Genomic DNA, 21,203 nt, shown 5'->3' with positions numbered 1-21,203 from the left:
AGGCGGTTTCGCCGGAGAATCGCTCCGTCTGCGTAGCGGTTAGGACGGCGTTAAGGTGCTGTTAACGGGAGATAACCGCGCGTTCCGACCGGATTTGATCGGCGAGGCCGGGGGCGAGGTCGCCGGACGCCGAGTCGGTCGTCCCGTCGTCTGTTTCGCCCGGCGTCGAGTCGGCGGTCTCGCCGTCGGTCCCGGCGGGCGCCGGTTCGGACTCGACCAGGTACAGGTTCACTTCCCCGTTGTCGTACACGCGGTCGACCGACCGGTCCGCTTCGAGCCGCTCGAAGTCCTCGGGGACGAACCGCCACTGCTCGCGGTAGTCCGGGAACCGTTCCGGATACGTGATCCGTCCCGCCCTCGGCAACAGCAGGTACCTGTCGTCGTCGTAGCTCTGCCCGAGCCGCTCGTTGACGGTGTAGTTGTAGTGGTCCGGCGGCGACGTGCCCTCCCACCGAATCGTCTCGTCCGGCTGGTTCGTGCCGTAGTAGCGGTGGTAAAAGCGGTACTGGTAGATCCCCTGCTCGTCGATGAAGTGGTCGGGGTCCCGGTTCTCGAACAGCCACTCCGTCCCGTCGAGCTCCATCTCGGTGACCTGGTGGTTCTTGTCGAACACGATGGGTGACGTGAACATGCCGAACACGGACAACACGATCGTCACCAGCAACAGCCCCGCGAACGCGACGCTGACGACGGTGCGCACCTCGACGCTGTCCGCCCGCTGCCAGACGAGGTGGAACAGCGCCCCCACGAACGCCGCGGCGAACAGCTTTCCGAACAGGAGCGGCCGACCGAACCCGGCGATGAGGTCGTTCGTCAGGAACAGCGTCGCCATCAGCCCGAACAGGAACGTCGTGCTGCCGTACGCGAACGTGAAGACGGCCGGCCGTTCGTCCCGGAAGTACCACAGCGCGACCGCGAGGACGAAGAACGCGGACGCGAAGCCGAAGACGAGCAGGTCGGTGCCGCGCTCGATGAACGCGACCGTGATCAGGTCGATCGGGTCGGGCGACGTGCGCTCGACGGTCTCCGTGGTGGACTGCAGGGGAGAGGGACCGCCCGCCGGGCCCAGGAAGTCGTCGACGACGTTCCGGAACCGGACGATGATCCCGGTGTACTTCAGGTACCAGGCGACGAACAGCACGGTCGCCAGCGAGGTGACGTTCGGGAGACCGCTCCACTGCGCCCGTACCACCGGGATCCTGTTGAAGGCGCTGTAGGTGGCGAGGGCGACCAGCGCGAAGACGGCCGTCAGCGGGTGGTACACCACGACGCCGGCGACCGCGATCAACACCAGCGCGCGGACGGGGACCGCGTGCGACCGCTGCTCCTTGACGAGCAGGTAGAGGAGGAACGGAGCGAGGAGGACGCTCAGGATGAACGGGACGGCCGTCACGTGCGCCGAGCCGCCGATCGGAATCAACACGAGGGGCAGGCTGAACGCCCGTCGGCGCGCGTCGTCGAACAGGTGGTCGACGAGCAGCGCCATCGAACCGAGGTAGACGGCCAGGAACACGGCCGGGAGGAGGTTGATGGTCCCGAGCTCCGGTAGACCGGTCGCGGCCGACAGCGCCTGCGTGAGGATGTGGGTCGGCGGGTAGATGTTGAGCTCGATCCCAAGCTCCGGGAGGTCCCGCAAGAGCCCGATGTGCGTCAGCACGTCAGCCCGGCCGTACACCGGGTACCCCCGGACGTAGGGGAGCAACACCAGAACGAACCCGGGCACGACGACGAGCGCCGCGCCCGGGAGCAGGTCCGCCGCGCCGCGCCCGTCGGCCGTCCCGGCCAGCAGCACGACGAACTGCCCGACGAACATCGACGCTATCAGGAGCACCCAGAACAGCGTCGGGTACGCGCGGTATATCGATATCTCGTAGCCGGCCGCGGGCGGGACTCGGAGGAGGAACCAGACCGCCCCCAACAGACACGCGGTCCCCGCGGCTGCCAGCCACTTCGTCCACGTCGTCCCGGTGTCGTCGTACATGTCGTATCGGAGTCCGGCTGCCCGCGGGTCACGGGTCGAGCCCGCGGACGATACCTGTCCCGACACAGTGACGTGGTCGGTGTAGTAATACCCGCGATAACGCGCGGTTCCTCGACGCCGGTTCGCGATCGCGGCCGCGTCGCGGGTCGCGTCGGCGCCGCGGCGTCGGTTTCGGCGGCGATCGACGCGGTCGACGCGAGTCCCGTCGGAGCCGCCGCGGTCTCCGGTGCCGTCCGCACGGTCTCGCCGGTTAGCGCTGATATAACAACCCGTCTCGCGGCGGTACCCCGCTCAATGGGTTCCGAACACCGCGACGGGTTCCTCGTGACGCTGATCGCGTGGCTGCTCGCGTCGCTCGGCGTGTTGGTCGCGCTCGACGCGTTCTCGCCGCAGAACTTCTTCGTCGCCTCCTTCGTCGGGCTGCTGTCGGTGATGCAGCTGTACGCGCCGACGGAGAGCGGCGACCGCTGGTGGCTCCCGCTCCGCGCGCTCGTCGCGGTCTGTTTCGCGGTGTTCGGCTACGTCGTCTACCTCCGGGTCACGGCCGTCGTTTGAGCTCGGCGTCGGTGGCGATCGCTCGGTCCGCGCCTCGACTCGCTCGGAGACTCCGCGAACTCACTCCGAGACCCCGCGGGATCACTCGGAACTCGCCGCGTCCGGGTCGACCTCGATGGCCCCGCCGCTGTCGACCCAGACGTACGCCCCGTCGTATCTGAACGAGACGGCGACGGTTCCGTCGTCCCCGGTCCGGTCGGCGGTCAGGAGACCGTCCAGCGCGTCGACGTCGAGAGTGTCGTACAGGGGGGGCATCTCCAAGGGGTCCCGGCCCGTCGCGGTCGCGACCGCCTCGACGACGGCCGTGCTCGGGGATCCCGAATCGTCCCACGCGGCCCGAACGGTCCGCGGCGACTCACCCCTCTCCGCCGCCGTCCCGTGTTCCGCCGCCGGCTCGGCGTCCGCGTCTCCGGTCGGGTCCGTGCCGTCGAACGTCATCTCCGCCCCGTGCGTCGGGGCGAGCCTCCGCCCCGTCCGAGCCCGCCCGAAGTGACATTCGCATTCGTCTTCATACATACCAGTAGCTCGCCGGCGTTCAAGAACGTTTGTGAGGAACCGGGTGACAGTTCGGCTCGCTACTCGCCGTTGAGCCACGCGAACATCGCTTTCAGCACGACCACGAGGCTGTTGGTCTCGCCGGCGCCCCAGATCGCGGTCTCGTCGCGCGCGCTCGACGGGTGCTCGCCGGTCCCGTCCACCAGCACGCTCGCGAGCGTCCGACGCCGGTCGACCATCAGCAGCCGTCCGGCGGGGACCCCGGTCCACGCCCGCGGGGACTCGAACCCGCACCCCTCCGGCAGCCGATCCCCGTCCTCGTCGGCCGCCGAGAAGTCCATCCCGGACACCCGGACGGCGACGCCGCGGTCGGCCGCGCTCCGGAGGGCGTCGACGACGGCGTCGGTCAGGAGGACGTCGAGGGTCACGAGGACGACCTCCTCGCTCGCGCCCTCGACGAACTCCACGACCCGGTCCGACACCATCTCCCGGCCCGTGACGGTCCAGACGCCGCGCTGTTCCGCGTTCGGCGTCACCGGTTCGATCTCGTCGAGCGCCGCCGTCAGCGCGTCCGCCCGCCGCGTGTACTCCCGGCGGAACCGCCGCCCGGTGGTCTCCGCCGACACCGCGGTGAACCGCTTCGGCGTGGACTGCTGGACGTCGACGAGGCCGTGCTCTCGGAGCTCGGCGGCCGCGTCGTAGACGCGCGTGCGAGGGACCTCCGCCAGCGCGCTCACGTCCTTGGCCGTCCCCTCGCCGAGGCCGGTCAGCGCGACGAACGTCCTGGCCGCGTAGGTACTCAGGCCGAACGCTTCGAGCTGGTCGACGGCAATCGACCGCGGATCGCCGGAGTCGTTGGAGGTCATCTGAAGGATTCGTATCGGTCGAAAACTACCCGAGGGGTAGTTCGACGCGCGGGCACAGAGTGGTTGGGACCCTACTGATCCCGCGCGCCAACGTCCGCTTCGTGGCCCCGGGATATATTCTTATTGTGATTATCTGAGTGAACCCCCACGCCAGACGGTCGACGAGAGCGTCGAGCCGACCGCGACCGATCGGGTCCCGTCCTCCCCCCGCTTCGACGCGGCCCAGTTTCAGGGGTCGTAACCACGACACGCGATGTCTCGACGTTTCGCTGCGTGCGCCGCTCGGCGTCGATAGGGGTCAGGAAGGGCAAGTGATTTTCACCTCGGGGCTCAAACCCGCAGTAGCTACCGAATTGTCAGTAGCGAAATGGTTGGGACCCATGAATGATTTACCGCATCACGAACAGGCGATCGAGTTGCTGCAGGAGTTCGGGCTCAAGGAGTACGAGGCCAAGGCGTTCGTCGCGCTCTCTCGGCTCCCGGAGGGGACCGCGAAGGAGATCAGCGAGATCTCCGAGGTCCCTCGCACGCGCGTCTACGACGCGGTCCGAGTCCTGGAAACGAAGGGGTTAGTCGAAATCCAACACGCGAACCCGCAGCGGTTCCGCGCCGTCTCCATCGATGAGGCGGCCGAGACGCTCAGGCGCGAGTACGAGGAGCGCACCGATTCGCTCCGGGCGACGCTCCGGAAGATCGAGCCGGCGGCCCCGACCGAGGAGACGGAGATCACCCACGAGGTGTGGGCGCTGTCCGGGGCCTCGGCGATAACGAGTCGGACACAGCAGCTGGTCGACGAGTCGGACCGCGAGGTCATCCTCGTGATCGGCGACGAGTCGGCGTACCCGTCGGAGCTTCGGGACCGCCTGCAGGCCGCCCTGGACCGGGGGGTAAGCGTCGTGATCGGGATCACGGACCCGTCGCTACAGGAGCGCGTCGAGAGCGACCTCCCCGAGGCGAAGGTGTTCGTCTCGGCGTTGGAGTGGCTGAGCAGTTCGGCCGAGACGGGCGACGAGACGGTGATCGGCCGGCTCCTGCTCGTCGACCGCAACACCATCCTCGTGAGCTCGTTCCACGAGTCGACGGGGGACGGCCGCGACCACGAGCAGGCGGTGTTCGGGCGCGGGTTCGACAACGGGCTCGTCGCGATCGTCCGCCGGCTGATGTCCACCGGGCTCCTGTCGGAGATGAACTCGTGACGCCGCTTCGCAGCCGAGACCGCACCGACGCGGCGTAGCGACCGGATCGACGCCCGTTAGGCGGCGTATACCCTTCCCTCGCCGATCCGATAGGGGACCCATGCAAGCAGTGGTACTCGCGGCGGGGAAGGGGACCAGACTCCGACCGCTGACGGAGGACAAGCCGAAGGTGCTTGTCGAGGTGAACGGGACGCCCCTCGTCGAAGACGTGTTCGACAACCTGATCGACGCGGGCGCGAGCGAACTCGTCGTCGTGGTCGGCTACAAGGCCGAGCAGATCATCGACCGGTACGGCGACGAGTACCGCGACACGCCCATCACCTACGCGCACCAGCGCGAGCAGTTAGGCCTCGCCCACGCCATCCTCCAAGCCGAACCGCACGTCGACGGCGACTTCATGCTGATGCTCGGCGACAACGTCTTTCGAGGGAACCTCGGCGACGTGGCCAGCCGCCAACAGGAAGACCGCGCCGACGCGGCGTTCCTCGTCGAGGAGGTTCCCTACGAGGAGGCCTCCCGGTACGGCGTCCTCGACACGAACGAGTACGGCGAGGTCGTGGAGGTCGTCGAGAAGCCCGACGACCCGCCGAGCAACCTCGTGATGACCGGCTTCTACACGTTCACGCCCGCCATCTTCCACGCGTGCCACCTCGTCCAACCCTCCGACCGCGGCGAGTACGAGCTCCCCGACGCGATCGATCTGCTCATCCAGTCCGGCCGCACCATCGACGCCGTCCAGCTCGACGGGTGGCGCATCGACGTGGGGTACCCCGAGGACCGCGACCGCGCCGAGGAGCGACTCGACGAGGCGGTCGCGGTCGGCGCGGCCGACGCGGGCGACACCGCCGAACCCACCGACACGACCGACCCGGTCGAGGAGGCCGAGGAGCCGGTCGACAGTTGAGGGATCCCCGTTACGAGTCGCATTACGATACCCACCCGAGTTCCACCCAGAGACACAGATGATGCCGACTGGGGAACCCGACCACCACGAACCGCCGATCCGGGCGACGATCGTTCGGTACGACGATCACCCCGACGAGTGCACGCTTCATCCGGAGGACCCCGACGAGGAAAGCCGCATGACGGAGTGGATCACCGCCGAGTCCGGGTACTACTTCGCGATCGCGTCCTGTCGCTGACGACGGGCGCCGCGCGGCTCGCGGCGCTTTTCGAGGCGCGACCTACTCGGCCGGGATCGACTCGACCGCGACGTTGACGACCGCCCCGAACAGGAGCGCGAGCGCGCCGAAGTAGAGCCACAGCAGGAACAGCAACACGATCCCGAGGAAGCCGTACGCCCGATACTGGCCGGCGACCGTCGAGTACAGGTGAAACAGGGTCTCCAGGACGACCAGCCCGACCACGGCCGCGACGGTCCCGGGTAGGACCTCTCGAAGCGACACGCGCCGCGGCGGTAAGACGTAGTACACCGGCAGCAGCGCGACCAGGAGCCCGCCGAAAAGCACCGCGATGCCGACCGCTCTCGACGGGAGGACCCGTTCGACGGCCGGGAGCCCGAGGACCAACTGCGCGCTCACGAGCAGGACGATCCCGATCCCGATCGTCGTCATCACCGCCGTCGCGTTGAGGAGCTGTCTCCCCAGCGGCGTCACCGTCTCCGACCCGTATATCCGGTCGAACGCGAGGTCGATCGCCCGGAACACCTTGAGCGCGCTCCACGCGAGCGCGAGGGTCCCGACCGCCGTGGCGCCCGCGATGCCCGACTGGTCCGTGAGCGCCGCGCTGACGACCGCCGTCCCCTCCGTGGAGAGGTACGCCTCGAACAGCGCGAGCACGCCCGCGGCGAACCGCTCGCCCCCGACCGCGGAGCCGACCGCGACCGCTAAGACGAGGGCCGGCACGACGGAGAAGAACGCGAAGAAGGCGATGCTCCCGGCGAGGAACGACAGTTCGCTCTCGCGCCCGAGCACGAAGACCGACCGACCGAAGGCGACGGTCGACCGACCGAGCGCGACGAGCGATCGAACGGTTTCGACGGGGCGCATTGCGTCGCGTCGCACGGTCGCCGAAGGCGTGCGGCGGGTATCGTTAGGCGGGGCGTAGCCGAACGGACGCGGCGGCCGTCGCCGGCGGGACGGGTATCAAGCTCATAACGAAGCCCGTCACGCGGTGTCGACGCCGACGAACCCGTCGCTGCGAACGGTCACGTCGTAGCCCGCGTGGGCGAACGAGACCGTGACAGGGTCCCGCGTCGACGCGCTCGCACAGAGTTCGTTGAGCGCCTCCGGGTCGACCGTCTCGGCGAGAGTCGGAACGGCGTCCGGGTCGGTTCCGTCGGCGTCGCTCAGCGCCTCGACGACGCCGACCACCGGAGCGACGTCGTTCCAGTCGTACCGTCTGCTGACGAGGTGATCGTCGGTCACGGCCGCGACCGCTCGAATCGGTTGAAGGAGTTCTCTCGTTGCGCGTACCGTCTCACAATATCTGCGGTTGGCCGTGGACGAAAATAGCTCTGTTGAAATCCGTCCGAGAGGACGCTCGACAAGGCGGCTCTTCTGACAGATGCCGCCGGCTCCGGAAAGAACCCGGTTTCTCACCGGATCGCTGGGCGTAACGGAGAATTATCGACGCCGATGACGGATACGATCTCGATACAGTCTCTATAACAATCCGCTCGATTCCCCTCCGAGAACACGATGAAACGAACGAGGGCATCCGACGACTGCGAGGGGAAGCGAGTAGCCGACTCCGAGAGGGAGACGAGCGGAACGGTCACCGCGGTCGGGAACGGGGGCGCGTCCGTCGTCCCGGCGCTCGGGAGCGCGGACTCCGTCGGGCCTCGACCATGACTGCCCCGCGACCGGCCAACGACCTCGCCGCGACCCTGGACGACGGAGGCGTCGCGCTCGGCGTGCTCGACAACACGTACAGTCCGACGCTCGTGGAGTTCTACGGCGAGCTCGGCGTCGACTTCGTCTGGTTGGACTTCGAACACGGCGGCCCGGACCCGTGGGACGCGAGCCAGCTGGAAGACCTGCTCCGCGCGGGCGAACGGACCGGCGTGGAGCTGCTCGTCCGGCTCCCCGACACCGACCCGACGCTCGTCCGGAAAGCGCTGGACCTCGGCGCGAGGACCGTGTTCCTCCCCCGCGTCGACACCGCCGAGGAAGTCCGAGACGCGGTCCGGTCCGCTCGGTTCCGCTACGACGACGACCCCGGTGACCGGGGACTGGCCTCCCCGCGGGCGTCTCGCTGGGGGCTCGCCGACGAGTACGTCGCCACCGAAGACCGAGAGACCCTCGTCGGCGTGACCGTCGAGACCGAGGCGTCCGTCGAGAACCTGGACGACATCCTCGCCGTCCCGGAGTTGGGATTCGTCTTCATCGGCCCGTTCGACCTCTCGGTCTCGCTGGGCCACCCCGGAGAGGTCGACCATCCGGAGGTACAGGAGGCCGTCGAGACGATTCGATCGAAGGCGGTCGGCGCGAACGTCCCCGTCGGGGGTCTCGGGTTCGGGATGGACGACGTCAACGAGAAAGCGTCGAACGGCTACCAGCTGCTGAACCTCGGGAGCACGACCGGGGCGCTCGAAGGGGCGGTCACCGAGTGGCTCGACGCCTCCGAACGAGACGACGCCTGAATCGGACCCGCGTCCGGTCGGGTGCGCGCTCGCCGACGCCCGCCGACGCCCGCGCCGTCCGCGCCGTCCGCGCCGTCCGGTGGCGCAGGTCGAGCCGCGATCCGCCGCCGATCACCCCGCGTCGTCCCCGAGATCCGGGGGCGCGAATTAAGCGCCGTATAGCATAGTGCCGGTCCGGCGAACGCCCTCGCATGCGGAACAAACGCGTGCTAGTCACGGGCGGCACCGGATTCATCGGCTCGAACCTCGCGAACCGGCTCGCGGCGGACAACGAGGTGACGGCGGTCGACAACGGCTACCTCGGCACCGAGGAGAACGTCGGCTCCGGCGTCCGCTGTCTCCGGAGCGACGTGTTGGACGAGGACCTCCCGACCGACGTCGACGTCGTGTTCCACCTCGCAGCGCGTTCCTCCTACGCGATGCACGAGGAGAACCCGGTGGAGGGCGCGCGCGTCAACGTCGACGGGTTCGTGAACACCGTCGAGCAGGCGCGCGAGCAGGGGTGTGACACCGTCGTCTACGCCTCCACCTCCTCGATCTACGGGAGCCAGACGGAGCCGTGTCCCGAAGACATGGAGGTCACGGTGAACACGGGTTACGAGGCCTCGAAGCTCTCCCGGGAGCGCTACGCGGAGTACTTCTCGAACCACTACGACATGGCGATGGCCGGCATGCGGTTCTTCTCGGTGTATCAGGGGTACGGCGGCGCCGAGGCGCACAAGGGCGAGTACGCCAACGTGATCGCGCAGTTCGCCGACGACGTGGCGCACGGGCGCCCCCCGACGCTGTACGGCGACGGCACGCAGACCCGGGACTTCACGCACGTCGACGACGTGGTCGACGCCCTGGTCGCCGCGGCCGAACACGAGCTCGACGGCGTCTACAACGTCGGGACCGGCGAGGCGCACTCGTTCAACACCGTGGTCGACCTGTTGAACCGCGCGCTCGACGCCGACGTGGACTCGGAGTACGTCGAGAATCCGATCCCGGAGCGCGTGTACGTCTCCGACACCTGCGCGGACGCCTCCAAGCTGCGCGCCGCGACGGGGTGGGAGGCCGACATCGACTTCGAGTCGGGGATCGAGCGGGTGTGCGAGCCGTATCTGGCCGCATAAACGGACTCCAGTCTGATCGTGCCGGTCGGTTATTTATAAGTGAAACAGGGCGTTGCTATCGGCTGTTTCTATGTCGACGACTTTGCGGTGAACACCTCCAAAGCCCCAGCCGCGAGGACGGTACACGCTCGCTGTCGTTCGAAAGGCGCGAAGCGCCTTTCGTGATGACGAGAGAGCTTTGCTCTCTCGAACCACGCTCCTCGGTCGCTCACATCGTTCGCTCCCTGCGGTGCTTACATCGCCTGTACCGTCCTCGCGACTGCCCCTTTGAGTCCCCCCCGACCGCAACCGCACAGCGCCTCACGCCTCCCCAGCCTCGCGGCTCCCTTCGGTCGCCGCGTCCCTCACACGCGCTCCTCCCGGCCGCCAAGGCGGCCGCTCGGAGGCGCGCAGGGCGAGAGCTTCGCTCTCGCTTGCAGCCGGCGCGCAGCGCCGGCGACGCCACCGCACCACCGTGTTCACTTATAAGCGACCGTCGCCGTCGATCGGGACACATTAAACATCGTCTCGCTGCCAACGATCTGCAATACCCACTCCCTCCGTCGATCGAGAGCCGGGTTCAGTGGACGGCCGAGCCGTGCGAAAGCCGTCGAAAAACCGAACATCGATCGGGTCGGAAGACGAGCGCCGACTCTCGCTCACACGCGCCGGGTCGAGAAGCCGGCGTCCCGCCACCGCCCCAGATCGAGGATCCCCGTCGCGTCGACGACGTTCGGCTCCGCCATCCGCTCCGCCAGTTCGGCCGGGTCGAGGTCGGCGAACTCGTCGTGGTCGGTGACGACGACGACCGCGTCGGCGTCCCGCGTCGCGTCGTCGAGGTCACGGAGGTCCAGCGTCGCGTCCGAGACGTGCGGGTCGTGGACGGCGACGCTCGCGGAGTCGGACACGCCGCCGTCGGTGGCGGGCGCCAATGCCTCCGGGCCGTGCTGGAGCTCCCTCGCGAGCGCGAGCCCCCGGCTCATGCGGGTGTCGTCGACGTTTCCTTTATAAGCCGCACCGAGGACGGCGATCCGTTTCCCGGCGAGGTCGGGCACGAGCTCGCGGAGGAGCTCGACGACGAAGCCGACCATCCCGTCGTTCACCCGCCGCGCGGCGGCGATCAGGTCGAGCTCGTCGGAGCCGTCGCCGAGGAACCACGGGTCGATCGGGAGGCAGTGGCCGCCGACGCCCGGGCCGGGCCGGAGGATGTCCACCCGCGGGTGGGCGTTCGCCATCTCGATCGCCTCCCGGGAGTCGATCCCGTAGTCGTGGGCGAGCCGGGCGATCTCGTTCGCCAGCCCGATGTTCACGTCCCGGGCAGTGTTCTGGATGAGCTTGACGAACTCGGCGGTCGTCGGCCCGGCGGTCGTGCGGATCTCCCCGTCGACGAACGACTCGTACAGCGCCACCGACGCGGCGGTGGCCTCGGCGGTCAGCCCGCCGACGATGCGGTCGTTCGCCCGCAGCTCCGCGATGATGTCGCCGGGGAGGACCGTCTCCGGGCAGTGGGCCAGCCCGAACTCGCCGTCCGCGCTCAGCCCGGACTCCTCTAAGATCGGCCGCATCTCCGAGTGGGTCGCTCCGGGCGGCACCGTCGACTCGAGGATGACCGTGTCCCCCTCGCGGAGGACCGGGCGGACGGCCCTCGACGCGGCCCGGACGTACTCGAGGTCGGCCCGCCGCTCGGCCTCGTCGAACGGGGTCGGGACGCAGACGAGGTGGTACGCCGCGGGCGCCACCTCGTCGACGACCGTCAGCCCCCCGCCGTCGAGCGCTCGCTCGACGAACTCGGAGAGGCCCGGCTCGTTCATGTCGACGTCGCCGTCGCGGAGGGACGCGACGAGGTCGTCGTCCACGTCGTACCCGCGCACGTCGTGGCCCGAGTTGGCGAGCATCGCGGCCGTCGGCAGCCCGATGTAGCCCAGCCCGTGGACGCAGACGGTGCTCATTGCGACACCTCCGGCGACCGAGTCTGCAGCGGAAGCGCCTCCAGGATCCGCTCGGCGGCGTCGCCGTCGCCGAACGGGTTCTCCCAGTCGCTCGCCCCGAGCATCTCCGCGACGCTCCGCTCGATCCGCGCCGGGTCGCAGGAGCTGAGTCGGTTCGCCCCGGCGTCGACGGTCTCGGGGCGCTCGGTGTTGTCCCGCATCGTCACGCAGGGGACGCCGAGGACGCACGCCTCTTCTTGCACCCCGCCCGAGTCGGTCAGGACGAGGTCGGCGGACGCCGTCGCCTGCAGGAAGTCGAGGTACTCCAGCGGCTCCACCGCCCGGACGCGCGGCGGGAGGTCGATGCCGAACTCCTCGACGCGGCTCCGGGACCGGGGGTGCATGGGGTAGATCACGTCGGCGTCGTGGGCGTCACCGGCCCGCTGGGCGCCCGCGAGGAGGTTTCGAAACCGTTCCTCGTCGTCGACGTTCTCCGCCCTGTGGGCCGTCAGCAGGAAGTACCGCGACCCGGCGAGGCCGAGGTCCGCGAGGACCGTGCTCTTCTCGCGGGCGATGTCGAGGTTCCGCTCGACCGCGTCGACCACGGTGTTCCCCGTGACGGTGATCCGGAACGCCGAGATTCCCTCGCGGAGGAGGTACCCCTTGCTCCGGTCGGTCGGCGCGAAGTGGTAGTCCGCGACGTGGTCGGCGAGGACCCGGTTCGTCTCCTCGGGCATCTCCCGGTCGAAGCTCCGGAGCCCCGCCTCGACGTGGCCCAGTTCGGTGTCCATCTTGCTGGCGGCGAGCGCCCCGGCGAGCACGCTGTTGGTGTCTCCCTGCACCAACACGACCTCGGGCGCGGTCTCGTCGAGGGCGCGCTCGACTCCGACGAGCATCTCCGCGGTCTGTTCCCCGTGGGGCCCGGAGCCGACGGCCAGGTCGTACTCCGGGTCCGGCAGGTCGAGCTGGTCGAAGAACACCGAGTCGAGGCTGTCGGAGTAGTGCTGGCCGGTGTGGACGATGACGTACCCGATCCCCCGCCGATCGCACGCCTGGATGACGGGCGCGAGCTTGATGATCTCGGGCCGCGTCCCGAGGACGAAGGCGATCTCGGTCATTCGGACTCCCCCTCCGTCGGCCGTGCCACTTCACCGCCGTCCTGGAAGACGGGGAACCGCTGGCCGCTCCCGACCTCCCGGTCGACGTCGACCCCCGGCTCCGGCTCCGGCTCCTGGGGCTCGGGGACGGACCGGACGAGGCCGTCGTTCTCCGACACGTCGAACCACATGCCGAGCGTCAACAGCAGCCCCCCGAGGGCCCCGACCGAGACCGACATCATGCCGCCGAGGAACGCGTCGACGCCCGCCGACGCGAGGGTGTAGGCCCCCCCGAATATCCCGGTGAGCGTGACGGTCGCTCCCAGCGCGTAGCAGACGACCAGCGGGTGGAACTGCCGGAGGACGTACGACCGCCCGATGCGCTCGACGAAGTTCTGTGCCAGGAGCGCCGAGACCCGCGGCACGAACGTCGAGTACCGGATACTGCTCGTCTCGTCGCCGTACACCGACGGGTGGGAGATGTCGGCGATCTGTTCCCGATCGAGGTTGAGCGCGAACAGGAGGTGGTTGAGGAAGCCGTACTCGTCGTAGAGGCGCTCGAACCGGATCCGCCGGAGCCCCTCGTTCGAGATCGCCGTGAAGCCGTTCTGCGGGTCGGAGACCTCCCAGTACCCGCTGGAGATCCGGGTCAGAAGGGTCAAGATGACGTTCCCGAACAGCCGCCAGTTCGACATCCGCTCGTAGTCCCGCCGGGAGCTGAGCCGGTTCCCCTTCGCGTAGGTCACGTCGCCCGCGGCGACGGGTTCGACGATCCGTTCGAGGTGGTCCGGGTCCATCTGCCCGTCGCCGTCCATCACGGCGATGACGTCGACCCCGTCGTCGAGCGCGCGCGAGTAGCCGGTCTTGACCGCCGCCCCGGCGCCGCGGTTCCGCTCGTGTTGGATCGTGACGACGCGCGGCGGACCGGTGCCGCGCGCGGGCGACGAGTCGGTGGCCCGATCGTTGACCCGACGGGCGCGGTCGCGCATCTCTTCCCACGTCCCGTCGGTCGACGCGTCGTCGACCGCGTATATCCGGTCGACGTACTCGGGCATCGTCTCGATCACCTCGCCGACGTGTCCCGCCTCGTTGTACGCGGGGACGACGACCCCGACGCTCCGTCCGTCGTACATCGTCAGCTCCTCCCCCCGCGCCGGACCGCGGTCGACCCGGTCCGCGGAGTCTGCGACCCTCGTCGACGCCCGTCGGTGGCTCTGCCGTTGGCTGTGATCATGAGTTTCGTGTGGACCCCCCGTGTGCGAGGTTCGACGCGGCACGAGGTGGCTGGCTGTACGGCCGTCGGAAGCGGACTTCGTTAGACACCGCATCACCCGACCGCCCGGTCGACCGTGCGCTCATAGGTCCACGTACCGGTCCTCCCAGTTCCGCCGCGCCTGAAGCGCCTCGAACCCCGCCTCAGTCACCTGATAGAAGTTAGTCCGGCGGTCGATCTCGCCCTTCTCGACGTACCCCTTCTTCACCAGCGTGTCGAGGTTGGGATACAGCCGTCCGTGCGTGATCTCGTCCATCACCGTCTCGAGCTCGGTCTTGATCTCCTGGCCTGACGGGTTCGTTTCACCCACGACCACGTAGAGGAGGTCTCGCTGAAAGCTGGTCAGCTCGAAAAGGGGATCTGTCATGTCGCGACAGTGGACCCCCCAAGAGTTTCGTTATGAATACGTGAACGAGCGTCTCGGAGAGATCGCGGTGTCGCGCGTCCGCCGGCCCCCCGCTCGCTCGCCGATATGGACGTGATAACAAATTGAGTGAGGCGTCACGTGTCTGCTATCCGCCCGTCCCCGTCGACGCTGGGGGCGAAAGTCGCCACCTGATCACGAGACCACCCCATGAACTCGACGGAGGAACTCACGAAAGACGAAGTGTTCGAGGTACTGAGCAGTTCACGACGCCGGCAGATCCTGTATCACCTGCATCGGCGCGGCGGGCGCGCGGACCTCCGTGCGCTGGCCCGCGACACGGCGACGGACGAGACGGACGAGCCGGTCGACAGCGACGTGGTCAAGCGGTTCTACATCTCGCTGTATCAGACTCACATCCCGAAGCTGGAGCAGGTCGGGCTGGTGCGGTACGACGGCGACGAGAAGACGGTCACCCTCACCGACCGCGTCGAGGACGTCGCCCGCATTCTGAACGAGGACGTCGAGCCGGACCGCCAGTGGGCGGTCTACTACGGCGCGCTCGCGCTGGTCGGCGTCGCGATCGGCGTCGCGCAGCTCCTGAGTGCGGTCTCGGCGCTCCCGAGCCTGGTGTTCGCCGGCTCCGTCATGTCGCTGGCGGCGTTTCAGTACTACGAGACGGCCGTCAAACGCGGGGAGTACACGTTTCTCGAACGGCTGGTGAGCGACTGATCCTCGCGGGGCAGGACCGGCGGAGAGAGGGACCGCGCGGCTACTCCAAGTACTGAACGCCGACGATGGCGAGGATTCCGACGACGCACAGCAGCGTCCAGCCGGCCGCCGGGACGGCCGAGAGGGCGCCGATACCGAGCGTTCCGAGGCCGACGACGGCGACCACCGCGGCGGCGATCGCGGGCGCGAGCCACTCCCGGTCGGGGGCCGTTTCCTCGGTCTCGTCCTCGTCGACTGGGTCCATGTACGCTAACAGTTGGGACACCGAGTCCTGCAGCTCGATCGTCCCGCGGTTCTTGTCGTACTCGACGACTCCCAGCGTGTCCATCTTCGGGAGGTGACACTGGTAGAGGCCGATGTACACCCGCTTCCGCTGGTCCGACGAGAGCTCTCGGACCGTGATGTCGTTCTCGTCCGCCGCGATGTGCTCGGCGACATCGTTGAGCTCGGCGTAGCCGTCGTGCGCGCGGAGGTACTGGATGATGCTGCGACGGCGGCTGTTCTTGAGGAGGTCGAAGATCTCGCCCTTCTCGAGGGCCGACCCGTTCGACCGGGACGACTTCCCGATCTCCTCTAAGTTCGATACGTCGTCGGAGGACGTCTCGGGTTCGGTCCCGAGTTGATCCCCGCTAAGTGACCCCGAATTTCCCGCACTCATGGAACGACCCACACGGCACACCACCTTAGATATAGTGAAGTTAATGCGTTCTAACAATTCGGGAATGCATTCAATTGGCAGACTGAGGGGCCTACCGCCGACCGGCGCTTCTCCCGGCGTCGCCACCGCTGTTTCCCGACCGTTCCGGGCGAGATCCCGGCTGCTCGGGCCGAGATCTCGATCGTTCCGGCCCGTACGCCGGCTGCTCCGGCCCGTACGCCGGCTGGTTCGACCTGCGGAGCGATCGGCTCGGCGGTCCCGTTAGCAGACGTATACTCTTCCTCCGCCCTCGTGTGAGGGTGATAATGACATACCGTGTCGCGATAATCGGGACGGGAGAGGACCCGGAGACGCGTGATCGAGACGGATTCGCGATGGCGTACCGCCACGCCGCCGGGTACCAGCGCCTCGACTCGTGTTCGCTCGTCGCCTGCGCGGACATCGTCCCGGAGAACGCCAAGGCGTTCGCCGAACACCACGGGCTCGACGCCGTCTACGAGGACCACGAGGTCATGCTCGAGGCGGTCGAGCCCGACATCGTGAGCATCTGCGTGCCGCCGGCGATCCACGCCGACCTCGTCGTCGACAGCGCCTCCGCGCCGTCGGTCGACGCGGTCCACTGCGAGAAGCCCATGGCGACCGCGTGGGAGGACTGCCGGCGCATGGTGGAGGTCTGCGACCGCGAGGGCGTCCAGCTCACGATCGACCACCAGCGCCGGCTGGCCGAGCCGGTCCTGCGGGCGAAAGAGATGCTCGACGACGGGGAGATCGGCGAGCTCGAGCGGTTGGAGTGGTCCGAGGTGAACCTCTTCGACGCGGGCTCTCACCTCTTCGACCTCTGTGACCTCTTCGTGGACGGCGCGCGCGCGGAGTGGGCGCTCGCGGCCATCGACTGCTCGCACGAGAACCGGTGGTTCGGCGCCCTCAACGAGACGCGGTCGATCGCCCAGTGGCGGTACGCCGACGGCACCCTCGGGGTCGCGTCGACGGCCGAGGACGGCGTGACCAGCGTCGACGCCTACCTCCGGGTCGTCGGCGAGGACGGCGTCATCGAGATCCAGACCGACGACGGGACGGCGCTCCGGGTCCGGACCGGCGGGAAGTGGCGGACCGTCGACACCGACGAGAACGTGTACGGTCCGTCGCCCGGGCTCGCTCGCGCGGCCCTCAGTAAGATCACCGGGGCCCTGCCGGGCGTGACGTGGCCCGCGGAGTCGCCGACCCACTACGAGAAGGCGATCGAACACCTCGTCGACGCGCTGTCGACCGACACGGAGCCGGTCTTCTCCGGTCGCCGCGCCCTCCGCGGCACCGAACTGGTGTTCGCGAGCTGGGAGTCCGCGCGGCGGCGCGGGCGCGTCCACCTCCCGCTGGACGTCGAGGGGAACCCCCTCGAAGAGATGTACGAGGCCGAACAGCTCGGTGGGATGGTCGACTGGCCCGACGACGAATAGCCGAGCGCGGTCTGACGGTTCGCCGCGGCCGAGATTCGGGGTCGAAACCTATCGGCTCTCGAGATAGTCATCTCCGAACGAATACATAATAAACCAAACATTTATTGCGGTTAACGTCGGATTAACGCCTGCAATGGCACACAAGCTGGCACACAGACTGCAGTCGGCGGGGGACGAACCCCCGGATATCGACCGAGACGAGTCCGGACCCACCGGCGTCACGCGGCGGAGGTACGCCCGCCTCAGCGGGGCGGCGGTCGCGACGATCGCGACGCTCACCGGTCGGCTCAACGGGGTCGTCGCCGCGTCGACCGAGGACGCCGGGCCGGAACGGCTGATCCGGATCCGCGGGTCGGGCGCTCCCTCCACGTACGAGGTGACCGTCGACGGGGAACTCGTCGCGGACGAGGGAACGAGCCGAATCGCCGGCCACGTCTCCGGGTCCACCGCGGAGGGCGCGGTCGCGGGCGACGAGCGCGGCTACCGGTTCCGCGGCGAGCTCCGCGACGTCACCGTCGACGGCGACGCCGAGGTCTCGGTCGACGGCGAGTCGTTCGAAGCGTAACCGGACCGCGCGGGAAGGGGACGGCTCTCTCGGTACCCCGTCTATAACTACCCCCGACCGACGGGTCCCTCGTCACATGTGGCCTTGGGAGCACGTGCTGTTCGCCTACGTGTGTTACTCGACGTACGTTCACGGCAGGTATCGGTCGCGACCGGGAGACGCCCCCGCGGTCGCGCTCGCGTTCGGCGCCGTGCTCCCGGACCTGATCGACAAGCCGCTCGCGTGGGAGTTCGACGTGTTCTCGACGGGGTACGCGGCGGCCCACTCGGTGTTCATCGGCGTTCCGGCGGTGCTCGCCGTGTACGCGATCGCCGAGCGCCGACGCGCCGGCGCGTCGGGCGGCGCCTTCCTGATCGGATACGTGCTCCACCTCGTCGGCGACGTGCTCCCGGCGTCGCTGTCGAGCGGGCGGCTGGAGCTCTCCCCGGTGCTGTGGCCGATCGCCGACAGCGTGCCGGGGCCCGACCGCGGCTCGTTCGTCGACGGCGTCTACGGGCTGTTGACCGAGTACGTCGCGCGGCTGCTCACCCTCGAACTCACTCCGGTCATCGCGCTCCAGCTCGGCTCGGTCGTGCTCGGAGTCGCGCTGTGGCTGGCCGACGGCCGACCCGGGCTGTCGCTGGTCACCGACCCGCTACGGCGGGGGATCGATCGACTCCGGGCCTGAGGCCGTCGCCCGCTCCGGTCAGTCGCTCCGAGCGAGCGTCGCCCGGCCGCGGTAGACCGCCGCCTCGGGGTCCGAGGGGTGGTCGTCCTCGAAGACGAGCCAGTCGACGCCGGTCTCTCGCGAGGCCCGGAGCACGCGGTCGAGGTCGAGCATCCCCTCGCCGGGCGGGACCGATCGGAACGCCGGCGGGAAGCGACGCCGTCGCTCGACGTCGGCGATGTGGATCAGCGACAGGCGGTCTCCGAGCAGTTCAAACACGTCGACCGGGTCGTACCCGCCGGCGGTGACCCACCCCACGTCGACCTCGAACCCGAGGTCGTCGGTGCGAGACGCGAGCCGACCGAGCCCGGTCGTCTCCGCGGTTCGGTCCGCCCCGCGGACCGTCAGGTCGGCCGCCTCGGCCACCAGCTCCCAGACGAGGCCGGGTGACGGGAGGTTGGCGGGGACGCCGAGGCCGAACCGGTCGAGAAGCGGGAGGAACGGGTCCTTCGACGTGTGATACGACAGCCGGAGCCCGCGGCTGTCGGCCCGCCCCGCGAGCCCGTCGAGGCGCCTGGCGAGCCGGTCGACGTGCGTCGTCGTCCGGAAGTAGCCGGCGCCGAGGTGGGGGATGACGACGTGGTCGCAGCCGACGCGCCGACACCGGTCGGCGACCGACTCCAGGTCCCCTTCCAGCGCGCTCAGGTCGGCGTGCGCGGCCACGGGTTCGACGCCCGTTTCGTCGAGCGCGTCCCGGACCGCGCGGGAGTCCGCCTCGAGGAACCGGCCCGCGAACTCGACCCCCTCGTAGCCGGCGTCGGCCACCCGGCGGATCGTTTCGGGCAGGGGCTCGTCGATGTTCCGGAGCGTGTGCAGCTGTATCGCCGAGCGCGGACGCGACTCCGCCGCTCGTTCGACTGATTCTGACCGGCTCATTGTCCGGTGTCCGGCCCCTCGGACGGAAGTAATGGGCCGCCTATCCCGGCGGCGGTCCGAGCGCGGACCCGTCTCCGGAACGGTATCGGCCCGCTCGACCTCAGTCCGGGTCGACGGTCGTCACGCCGATCGACCAGTGGTCGTTCGTGAACAGCCCCGGGTGACTCACGTTGCCGTCGACCGCACAGAGCCAGCGGCCGTCGACGCACCACGGGTCGACGTGGTGCATCCGCCCGGAGTTCCAGCCGATTCTGGCGCCCGTCCCCTCGAGGATCGGCGACTCNCGGCCGTCGACGCACCACGGGTCGACGTGGTGCATCCGCCCGGAGTTCCAGCCGATTCTGGCGCCCGTCCCCTCGAGGATCGGCGACTCCCGGAGCTCGGCGTCGGCGTAGTGCTCCGGGTCCAGTTCCGTGACCTCGAACGCACGGACCGCCTCGCCGTACCGCCGCTCGCAGTCCTGGAAGAAGACGACGACGCCGTCGGAGCCGACGATCGGGCGCCCGCCGGGTCGGAACGCGGCGGGGCGGTCGGTGACGACCGGGTTCTCTCGGTGCGGCTCCCAGTCGTCGGCGACGAGCGAGTCGCTGTGGTAGGCCCGGAAGCCCGCGACGTCACCGTCGCCGACGAGCAGCCACCAGCGGTTCCCCCACCTGAACAGGACCGTGTCGTCGGTGCGGTGATCCGCCGAGACGAGCGTCGCTCGGGGCTCCCACTCCTCCGGAAAATCGGTCGCCTCGTAGAGCCGGACCGCTCGCCCGTCTGCTCCGCCCTCCTCGGGCACCATGTACCGGGTGCCCTCCCACTCGAACACGTACNCCGCCGGGTCGGAACGCGGCGGGGCGGTCGGTGACGACCGGGTTCTCTCGGTGCGGCTCCCAGTCGTCGGCGACGAGCGAGTCGCTGTAGTAGGCCCGGACCCCCGCGACGTCACCGTCGCCGACGAGCAGCCACCAGCGGTTCCCCCACCTGAACAGGACCGTGTCGTCGGTGTGGTGATCCGCCGACACGAGCGTCGCGAGCTGCTCCCACCCGCCGGGGAAATCGGTCGCCTCGTAGAGCCGGACCGCTCGCCCGTCTGCTCCGCCCTCCTCGGGCACCATGTACCGGGTGCCCTCCCACTCGAACACGTACNGGACCGCTCGCCCGTCTGCTCCGCCCTCCTCGGGCACCATGTACCGGGTGCCCTCCCACTCGAACACGTACGGGAACGAGAGGTGTTCGTCCGTTCGCAGGACGACGCGGTCGTACTCCCAGCGGAGCCCGTCGGGACTCGTCGCGTGGCCGATCGCGGCGTCCGGGTCGCGGGCGTAGTTACACACCTCGAAGAAGAGGTGCCAGCGGTCCGCTCCGGGGAGGAGAAACGGGTCCGCGACGAAGTCGACCGCGCCGAAGTCCGTCACGTCCTCTGCGACTAACACCGGGTTATACCCCGTCTCCGTTATCTCCTCCGGCCCGGGGAGTTCGTGCTCGCCGCCGTCCGAGAGGATGTCGCTCTCGCGGACCGGCGGGCGTATCCCCGCCTTCGCCCGCCCCTCCCCGTTCGACAGCCGCGAGATCAGCCTCGGAATCCGGTGGTTGACGACCTTGCCGGCCCACCAGGCCGTCCGGACGACGACGGGCCGCCGTTTGACCGAGGAGAGGATGCGAGACATCAAGACGGAGCCCAATATGTCATTGAAATATATAGTTAGTCTCATAATTAACCGAGCGGGAAGGCCCCGAAACGGCGGGGGTCGTCGCCGATCGGCGCCTCTCA

General features: G+C 68.9%; 23 protein-coding genes and 1 pseudogene. 11 read left to right on the top strand and 13 right to left on the bottom strand.

Annotated features, from left to right (window positions below):
• Nucleotides 1–61: 61 nt before the first annotated feature.
• Complete coding sequence (locus C469_RS11885) at nucleotides 62–1,981, bottom strand: hypothetical protein (protein ID WP_008006898.1); 1,920 nt, start codon at nucleotides 1,979–1,981, stop codon at nucleotides 62–64.
• Nucleotides 1,982–2,275: 294 nt separating this feature from the next.
• On the opposite strand from C469_RS11885, the gene C469_RS11880 reads away from it, so the two are divergent.
• Nucleotides 2,276–2,536, top strand: coding sequence for a hypothetical protein (locus C469_RS11880; RefSeq protein WP_008006896.1), 261 nt, complete (start codon nucleotides 2,276–2,278; stop codon nucleotides 2,534–2,536).
• A gap of 81 nt (nucleotides 2,537–2,617) precedes the next feature.
• Here C469_RS11880 and C469_RS11875 read toward each other — a convergent pair whose 3' ends face one another.
• Both C469_RS11875 and C469_RS11870 read right to left on the bottom strand, forming a co-directional pair.
• Nucleotides 2,618–3,052, bottom strand: coding sequence for a HalOD1 output domain-containing protein (locus C469_RS11875; RefSeq protein ID WP_241430014.1), 435 nt, complete (start codon nucleotides 3,050–3,052; stop codon nucleotides 2,618–2,620).
• 59 nt (nucleotides 3,053–3,111) lie between these two features.
• Nucleotides 3,112–3,897 carry a TrmB family transcriptional regulator gene (locus C469_RS11870; protein WP_008006893.1) on the bottom strand — a complete coding sequence of 262 codons (786 nt, stop codon included), beginning with the start codon at nucleotides 3,895–3,897 and terminating at the stop codon, nucleotides 3,112–3,114.
• A 380-nt stretch (nucleotides 3,898–4,277) separates the two neighbouring features.
• On the opposite strand from C469_RS11870, the gene C469_RS11865 reads away from it, so the two are divergent.
• The 3 genes from C469_RS11865 to C469_RS11855 all read left to right on the top strand — a co-directional run bounded on the left by C469_RS11865 (nucleotide 4,278) and on the right by C469_RS11855 (nucleotide 6,235).
• Complete coding sequence (locus C469_RS11865; protein WP_008006890.1) at nucleotides 4,278–5,093, top strand: TrmB family transcriptional regulator; 816 nt, start codon at nucleotides 4,278–4,280, stop codon at nucleotides 5,091–5,093.
• A 100-nt stretch (nucleotides 5,094–5,193) separates the two neighbouring features.
• Nucleotides 5,194–5,997, top strand: coding sequence for a UTP--glucose-1-phosphate uridylyltransferase AglF (aglF, locus tag C469_RS11860; RefSeq protein WP_049911345.1), 804 nt, complete (start codon nucleotides 5,194–5,196; stop codon nucleotides 5,995–5,997).
• 61 nt (nucleotides 5,998–6,058) lie between these two features.
• On the top strand, nucleotides 6,059–6,235 hold the full coding sequence (locus C469_RS11855) for a DUF7511 domain-containing protein (RefSeq protein ID WP_241430013.1): 177 nt from the start codon (nucleotides 6,059–6,061) through the stop codon (nucleotides 6,233–6,235).
• Between the two features lie 42 nt (nucleotides 6,236–6,277).
• Here C469_RS11855 and C469_RS11850 read toward each other — a convergent pair whose 3' ends face one another.
• The gene (locus C469_RS11850) at nucleotides 6,278–7,102 is read right to left on the bottom strand and encodes a YihY/virulence factor BrkB family protein (RefSeq protein WP_008006885.1); all 825 of its coding nucleotides are present in this window, start codon (nucleotides 7,100–7,102) and stop codon (nucleotides 6,278–6,280) included.
• A gap of 117 nt (nucleotides 7,103–7,219) precedes the next feature.
• Entirely contained in the window at nucleotides 7,220–7,480 is a 261-nt protein-coding gene (locus tag C469_RS11845; RefSeq protein WP_008006883.1) for a HalOD1 output domain-containing protein, read from the bottom strand.
• A gap of 273 nt (nucleotides 7,481–7,753) precedes the next feature.
• Here C469_RS11845 and C469_RS17055 point away from each other — a divergent pair, with 273 nt between their 5' ends.
• From C469_RS17055 to C469_RS11835, 3 genes are all read left to right on the top strand, one after another.
• Nucleotides 7,754–7,906, top strand: coding sequence for a hypothetical protein (locus C469_RS17055; protein ID WP_160163068.1), 153 nt, complete (start codon nucleotides 7,754–7,756; stop codon nucleotides 7,904–7,906).
• On the top strand, nucleotides 7,903–8,697 hold the full coding sequence (locus tag C469_RS11840) for an HpcH/HpaI aldolase family protein (RefSeq protein WP_008006881.1): 795 nt from the start codon (nucleotides 7,903–7,905) through the stop codon (nucleotides 8,695–8,697). Before C469_RS17055 ends, C469_RS11840 begins: the two co-directional genes overlap by 4 nt.
• A gap of 191 nt (nucleotides 8,698–8,888) precedes the next feature.
• Nucleotides 8,889–9,812: an NAD-dependent epimerase/dehydratase family protein gene (locus tag C469_RS11835; protein WP_008006879.1), complete on the top strand. Its 924-nt coding sequence runs from the start codon at nucleotides 8,889–8,891 to the stop codon at nucleotides 9,810–9,812.
• Nucleotides 9,813–10,450: 638 nt separating this feature from the next.
• On the opposite strand, the gene C469_RS11830 is transcribed toward C469_RS11835, so the two are convergent.
• The 4 genes from C469_RS11830 to C469_RS11815 all read right to left on the bottom strand — a co-directional run bounded on the left by C469_RS11830 (nucleotide 10,451) and on the right by C469_RS11815 (nucleotide 14,456).
• Entirely contained in the window at nucleotides 10,451–11,740 is a 1,290-nt protein-coding gene (locus tag C469_RS11830) for a nucleotide sugar dehydrogenase (protein WP_008006877.1), read from the bottom strand.
• A complete protein-coding gene (gene wecB, locus C469_RS11825; RefSeq protein WP_008006874.1) occupies nucleotides 11,737–12,837 on the bottom strand; it encodes a non-hydrolyzing UDP-N-acetylglucosamine 2-epimerase in 1,101 nt (366 codons plus the stop codon). Before wecB ends, C469_RS11830 begins: the two co-directional genes overlap by 4 nt.
• Nucleotides 12,834–13,949 (bottom strand): glycosyltransferase family 2 protein, encoded by a 1,116-nt coding sequence (locus C469_RS11820; protein ID WP_008006872.1) that lies wholly within the window; start codon nucleotides 13,947–13,949, stop codon nucleotides 12,834–12,836. Before C469_RS11820 ends, wecB begins: the two co-directional genes overlap by 4 nt.
• 222 nt (nucleotides 13,950–14,171) lie before the next feature.
• Nucleotides 14,172–14,456: a PadR family transcriptional regulator gene (locus tag C469_RS11815; RefSeq protein ID WP_008006871.1), complete on the bottom strand. Its 285-nt coding sequence runs from the start codon at nucleotides 14,454–14,456 to the stop codon at nucleotides 14,172–14,174.
• Nucleotides 14,457–14,663: 207 nt separating this feature from the next.
• On the opposite strand from C469_RS11815, the gene C469_RS11810 reads away from it, so the two are divergent.
• A complete protein-coding gene (locus C469_RS11810) occupies nucleotides 14,664–15,185 on the top strand; it encodes a DUF7344 domain-containing protein (RefSeq protein ID WP_008006870.1) in 522 nt (173 codons plus the stop codon).
• Between the two features lie 40 nt (nucleotides 15,186–15,225).
• Here the strand turns inward: C469_RS11810 and C469_RS11805 are convergent, their stop codons facing one another.
• Nucleotides 15,226–15,843 carry a DUF7344 domain-containing protein gene (locus tag C469_RS11805; protein WP_008006869.1) on the bottom strand — a complete coding sequence of 206 codons (618 nt, stop codon included), beginning with the start codon at nucleotides 15,841–15,843 and terminating at the stop codon, nucleotides 15,226–15,228.
• 305 nt (nucleotides 15,844–16,148) lie between these two features.
• Here C469_RS11805 and C469_RS11800 point away from each other — a divergent pair, with 305 nt between their 5' ends.
• From C469_RS11800 to C469_RS11790, 3 genes are all read left to right on the top strand, one after another.
• A complete protein-coding gene (locus tag C469_RS11800; RefSeq protein ID WP_049911342.1) occupies nucleotides 16,149–17,297 on the top strand; it encodes a Gfo/Idh/MocA family protein in 1,149 nt (382 codons plus the stop codon).
• Between the two features lie 133 nt (nucleotides 17,298–17,430).
• Nucleotides 17,431–17,862, top strand: coding sequence for a hypothetical protein (locus tag C469_RS11795; RefSeq protein ID WP_008006867.1), 432 nt, complete (start codon nucleotides 17,431–17,433; stop codon nucleotides 17,860–17,862).
• Nucleotides 17,863–17,938: 76 nt separating this feature from the next.
• Complete coding sequence (locus tag C469_RS11790; RefSeq protein ID WP_049911340.1) at nucleotides 17,939–18,529, top strand: metal-dependent hydrolase; 591 nt, start codon at nucleotides 17,939–17,941, stop codon at nucleotides 18,527–18,529.
• Nucleotides 18,530–18,547: 18 nt separating this feature from the next.
• Here C469_RS11790 and C469_RS11785 read toward each other — a convergent pair whose 3' ends face one another.
• The 3 genes and pseudogenes from C469_RS11785 to C469_RS17850 all read right to left on the bottom strand — a co-directional run.
• Nucleotides 18,548–19,444, bottom strand: coding sequence for a sugar phosphate isomerase/epimerase family protein (locus C469_RS11785; protein WP_008006865.1), 897 nt, complete (start codon nucleotides 19,442–19,444; stop codon nucleotides 18,548–18,550).
• A gap of 100 nt (nucleotides 19,445–19,544) precedes the next feature.
• Nucleotides 19,545–20,231 (bottom strand): glucosamine inositolphosphorylceramide transferase family protein, encoded by a 687-nt coding sequence (locus C469_RS17855; protein WP_449272118.1) that lies wholly within the window; start codon nucleotides 20,229–20,231, stop codon nucleotides 19,545–19,547.
• Between the two features lie 43 nt (nucleotides 20,232–20,274).
• A pseudogene (locus tag C469_RS17850) lies at nucleotides 20,275–21,099 on the bottom strand (glucosamine inositolphosphorylceramide transferase family protein); the annotation flags it as partial.
• Nucleotides 21,100–21,203: the final 104 nt, after the last annotated feature.

The sequence above is a fragment of the Halorubrum lipolyticum DSM 21995 genome, from assembly GCF_000337375.1.
Lineage (GTDB): Archaea > Halobacteriota > Halobacteria > Halobacteriales > Haloferacaceae > Halorubrum > Halorubrum lipolyticum.
Note: the sequence above shows the minus strand (reverse complement) of the source record. Positions and strands in the feature narration are given on the sequence as shown.